General features: G+C 44.0%; 7 protein-coding genes. 6 read left to right on the top strand and 1 reads right to left on the bottom strand.

Annotation, left to right across the window (positions count from 1 at the left end; all coding sequences use genetic code 11):
* Positions 1-498 precede the first annotated feature (498 nt).
* The 6 genes from QXE01_11695 (at position 499) to QXE01_11670 (ending at position 4,254) form a co-directional block, all read left to right on the top strand.
* Positions 499-1,140: a DUF6036 family nucleotidyltransferase gene (locus tag QXE01_11695; protein MEM4971900.1), complete on the top strand. Its 642-nt coding sequence runs from the start codon at positions 499-501 to the stop codon at positions 1,138-1,140.
* Positions 1,137-1,436, top strand: coding sequence for a hypothetical protein (locus QXE01_11690; GenBank protein MEM4971899.1), 300 nt, complete (start codon positions 1,137-1,139; stop codon positions 1,434-1,436). The genes QXE01_11695 and QXE01_11690 overlap by 4 nt, the downstream gene beginning before the upstream one ends.
* Positions 1,433-1,669, top strand: coding sequence for a hypothetical protein (locus QXE01_11685; GenBank protein MEM4971898.1), 237 nt, complete (start codon positions 1,433-1,435; stop codon positions 1,667-1,669). Before QXE01_11690 ends, QXE01_11685 begins: the two co-directional genes overlap by 4 nt.
* A gap of 40 nt (positions 1,670-1,709) precedes the next feature.
* Positions 1,710-1,877 (top strand): hypothetical protein, encoded by a 168-nt coding sequence (locus QXE01_11680; GenBank protein MEM4971897.1) that lies wholly within the window; start codon positions 1,710-1,712, stop codon positions 1,875-1,877.
* Positions 1,878-2,049: 172 nt separating this feature from the next.
* Positions 2,050-2,967: a hypothetical protein gene (locus QXE01_11675; protein ID MEM4971896.1), complete on the top strand. Its 918-nt coding sequence runs from the start codon at positions 2,050-2,052 to the stop codon at positions 2,965-2,967.
* A 231-nt stretch (positions 2,968-3,198) separates the two neighbouring features.
* Positions 3,199-4,254, top strand: a complete 1,056-nt coding sequence (locus QXE01_11670) for a hypothetical protein (GenBank protein ID MEM4971895.1) — start codon at positions 3,199-3,201, stop codon at positions 4,252-4,254.
* 56 nt (positions 4,255-4,310) lie between these two features.
* On the opposite strand, the gene QXE01_11665 is transcribed toward QXE01_11670, so the two are convergent.
* Entirely contained in the window at positions 4,311-4,553 is a 243-nt protein-coding gene (locus QXE01_11665) for a hypothetical protein (protein ID MEM4971894.1), read from the bottom strand.
* Positions 4,554-4,609 lie beyond the last annotated feature (56 nt).

The raw sequence follows: 4,609 nt of genomic DNA, 5'->3' as shown, positions 1-4,609 counted from the left end.
CTAGATCAACACCCTGGTAGCTAAGCATCCTACCAACACCAACAAGCCCACCAAGCATAAGAGCAACTACCCCAGAGAGCATTATAGGCCTACCATATCTAAAGGGATAAGTGGCCTGAGAACTCAACACCCACCCCAGATAAAAACCATCAATACCCACTAAAACCAGATAACCTAAAAAATTAGGTGTAATGCTTATTAGTTACATCCAAAGCGATCATTAACCATGGCTTAACTCCTATAAATTACTATAAATAAGAGATAAAACAGCTAGGTAGTAAGGCTGCCTTCACAAATAAATCCCTTACAACTGAAAGCCTCGCCCCTCAGAGCGAGGTTCCTTAGAAGGGGTTATTCTTTGGTAAAGGTGTTAGGACATATCTTAAATAAGATACTCCGGCATCAGATCTGGAAAGAGAAGAGCGAGCGACAGTTAGCTGCATAGAGATCGGGGTTCTTTTTTATCCACGCTTGCTATGAGGAATATGGGATCTAGGGATGGAGGTAACGAAGAGAAGCTATGGGGGAGATGTGGAACATGGAGACCGGGTGCGTAGAGAGGTAGAGGGTGAGGTGAGGAAAGTGGAGCAGGAGCCTCGCAAGGCCTCTGAGGGGGGTGTTGCTGTTCTCCATCCGACTTTGCTCCTCCTCTCAAGGCTTCTCACTGGGCTGGGGCTTAGGGTCTTCATTATAGGTGCTCGAAGCATTGTAATCCACGGCGTGGATCTGGGGAGGGAGACCCAGGACTGGGATGTTGCCATAGATAAGCCCTTCACACCTGAACTACGGGACGCTATAACTAGGGAGCTCCGGTCTAGGGGCTTCAAGGTGCAGTGGCGGAAATGGGGTTTTCTAGTTGAGGACGATGTGCACGTAGACATCAACTATGCCCCGCTTACGCTGGACGAAGAGTTCGCTAATAGGTGCAGGAGAATTGCAGAGAACATCTTCCTACCCAGCCTGGAGGACATAATTGTCATGAAGCTCATGTCTGGCGAGAGGAAGGATATAGCCGACCTCAAGAAGATAGTGAGCCAGACTTGGCACAGGCTGGACAGAGAATACCTCTATAGCCGGGCCCGCCAGGCCGGGCTTGAGAAGGAGCTGGAGATACTTGTCAGGAGGGTTGGTCTGCATTGAAGGCTAGGCAGCCCGCGAAGATGGTGCAGCTTGTGCCCGGGCTGGCTGTGCCGGAGTACATGGCTTTCCTCCTAGAGTACTGCGAGCCAGTAGAGTGGACTAAAAGGGCTATCGAGGCTGGGCACCTTCTGAGGATAGAGTACCACCCGCCCTACATACAGCTAAGGTGTAAGAACCCAGAGAAGGTGGTGGAAGAAGCAAAGAAGAGGGGTCTGAAGATCTACCGAGGCAAACACCACATAACAGTAACAGACACAATATATAGTGCGAGGATATACCTAGAAGGGGAGCATTGACGTTTGGCAACAGTATAGGCAGGGTCAGGGATGATGGAAGGAGTTTTAAAGACATTATACACGACTTTGCCCATCGGACGGTCGAGGCAGCCAATAAGAAGTTGAGCCAGCCTGGCTCTTGGCTCACACTTATGGATATTGCAACAGCTATCTTTGTACCCTTAACACTAAGAAACGTAATCCCTCCAACTACTACCCTTCCACGGCTAGGCTGGAGCTTAGGATGGTCATAGTACGAAAGTCGAATAAAGTATAGCTTCTGAGGTGATTTAAATGAATACTATCTATAACGCTATACTTGCTAACGCTATAGAGGGGTTGAGGAAAAAGCCTGTATTCATAGTTCACCTCCTAGTTTCTACAGCTTTCGGCACTTTACTCCTTCTGGCTTGGCAGGCTGTTTATGAGCAACACGTTAGGACACTTTTCTTTCAACTTTAATTCTGATTTATTCCTCGTAATCTTCTTAACCATCACCATGTCTATTCTGGTAGGTCTGATAGGTTACTATGTCAACTTCTGGCATAATCTCCGAGAACACATCCGTAAGGAAGTGCCTTCTATGCTTGATAACGCACTAGGAAATAGCTACACTAAATTTATTGAAGAAATCATGGATAAGAATTTCTGTGGCCTTATAAGAGAGCAGATTAAAAATATTTCTATTGGTAAAGTTGTTGCGTTTGTTTTTTCGTACTACTTCGCATGGATTAGCAGCCTATACTCTATCGATTTAATGCTATACGTTATTTCGAATCATAGATACACTTTGTTTGGCTATATGCTGGAGAATACTTATCTATGCCTCATAGTATTTCTGATAGGGCTTGTTCTCGCACAACTTATCCGACCCTGGGTAAAGGGTGAAGAGGAGGAAAAGCATCGATCTTCGAGAGAGGCTATACCAAGCATACAGTACTTGGAGGGTCTCTTTGAGTGCTCTACTTCTTTCGGAGGCCTGGGCGAGGCGTGGCTATATTCTAGGACGATCTGGGGTAGAATTCTCATTAACTTCGTTGAGAACCTTCTTGCCCTCCCAACACCAATGCATTTTGGAAGACTTTTCATCTTTGATGTCTTTCAAATACCTTACTTGAAGAGTACAGGGTCTGAAAGCGAGGTCAAGGATTTACCGGGTGACATTATAGAAAGAATGCTTAGGAAAGACCCTACGGAGAATTACTGTTTAAAACCCTTTGAAAAGAGCTGTGAGAAAGTACCAAAGACAGAGATACTCTCGCTGAGAAGGGCTTGCTGGTACAAGGTTCACAGGAGAAAGGGTGATAAGTGGGTGCCCATTGGTTATGCTATGCTTCTAGTAATCATGAAGCAAAGCAAAGAAAGAAAGTTTACCAAGGAACATTTTGATGAATGTATGAAGACTCTAAAAACACAGCTTAGAAGGAGTAAGCAATATTGTTACGATGTTGTTAGAGAGCTAGGAAAGATGTACCTAGAAGAAAAGGATACCTCTATTATCCTCATGCTTGGCAGCGAAGAACTACTAGGTCTCAGGCTTCTACTCACATGATATCATCTTCCCCATCTTGTTGATAAGGGGTTGTAGCTAAAGATATGAGTCTCACCCTAAACGGTCATGAAATCCCTAAATTGTTGTCTAAATTGATAACAAGTTGTCAGCCTGGAACTAGGCTACAACTGTAGCTGGCCACAGGAGTGAAGAGATGTAAAAGAGGCTTAAGGAGATTGGAGTGCTTTAAGTTAATTAGTCTCTGACTCTATTATTAATTACTTGATGGACTTGAGCTATATCGTTAAAATGCTTGAGGTACTTGATAAGCTACCTGAACCCCTTAGATCGCTGTTTACGGTACTTGGCATTATCTTCGCTATCTACTTGATCCTCAAGGTGCTGATGAAGGTATTTAGAACTGTTGAGAATGCCGCACGCTACATAAAGCTTAGAGTCTACTATCCCTTGGCTTCTCGCCTGATTAAGCGTAAGCATAAGGAGTATGTTGAGGAATACTTGAGGAACCTCGTATTACAACAGCCAATTGGTTCTGGTCTTGGTATTGAGTATGATATAGATGTGGAGTGGTCTAGCGAGGAACAAGTTTTACTCGACCTTGATAGAGGTGTATTGCTCGTTAGGATACCCTATACCACCAATCTAAATCAGGTAATAGCCAAGGCCCTCCTTATGGTAACGCCATACGCGATCTCAGAGTACCTAGAGCCGGTCTTCGGTACTAGGCTTGCACAACTACTTTCAATTTCTATAGCACGCGAGTATGCTAGTAGAGACGTCAATGTATTGAAGGAATTCATGCAGTACATTCAGGAGGTCTACAAAGAAAACGAAGAGTTTAGAAATCTTGTAGAGTACATCAACAAAGCCGATGATGAATCCCTCTATAAGCGTATAGTGCTCTTCGAGCTGAGAAAGGTTTTAGAGGAGTACAATGGTAATGTAGATAGAGATAAGCTAGAGAATGACGTTAAGAAGCTCATCGAGGTCGTTGGCTCTATACACGACATCAGCGAACCTACGGTCTGCGGACACTATATCTCCATAACCATCGTCAGGGTTGGAAAGCTGGAAAAACTACTTCTTGAAGAATGGAACCGCTACATAGATTTCATAAATAAATGCATGCGTAAATGCAGTATGATAAGGCGTATATACATAGTATCAGCTGGCAAGGTAATTAAGGAGATAGCTAGAAAATTCGTGGATTATATATCATCTAATGTAGGAAATCTAAAGCTGGATAACCAGGATGTTTATAGAGCTAGGTATTACAAAGGTAAGCCGGGGATTACTCGGTACGTAGCCGTATTTAGGGTTGAGTGACTGAGTGACTATGACCCCTTCCCCACCTTAAAAGGCGAGGTTTGCCATCTATTTTATCATCTCCTACTCATTTTCGACGTTATCTCGGCTGCTACCATTAAGCACTTCATGTCATCGCATACGAAATGTATCTCGCCATCTCCACTCTTGAATAAGCCACCTATGTTACTAAGTGTGATTCCTCTACCACATACAAAGCACCTATATCTACCCTCAACAACGCCTTCATATAATCTAAGCCTCTTCAAAACCCCCACGAGATCAGTATCGTGGATAGCCTTAATCGTAACTTTAGCCATAGTCGAACACCGCCTCCCTAAGTCCCAGATAAGATAATCCTACTAAAAATAAAAAA

This window comes from Sulfolobales archaeon (assembly GCA_038897115.1).
In the GTDB taxonomy this organism is placed as follows: Archaea; Thermoproteota; Thermoprotei_A; order Sulfolobales; family AG1; genus AG1.
The sequence above is the reverse complement of the archived record's forward strand: the minus strand, read 5'-3'. Positions and strand labels throughout refer to the sequence as shown.

What these genes read in the sequence shown, in the direction of transcription:
- QXE01_11680 (MEM4971897.1), top strand. Translation starts at nt 1,710, where the DNA reads ATGAATACTATCTATAACGCTATACTTGCTAACGCTATAGAGGGGTTG.
- QXE01_11695 (MEM4971900.1), top strand. Translation starts at nt 499, where the DNA reads ATGGAGGTAACGAAGAGAAGCTATGGGGGAGATGTGGAACATGGAGAC.
- QXE01_11665 (MEM4971894.1), bottom strand. Translation starts at nt 4,553, where the DNA reads ATGGCTAAAGTTACGATTAAGGCTATCCACGATACTGATCTCGTGGGG.
- QXE01_11675 (MEM4971896.1), top strand. Translation starts at nt 2,050, where the DNA reads ATGGATAAGAATTTCTGTGGCCTTATAAGAGAGCAGATTAAAAATATT.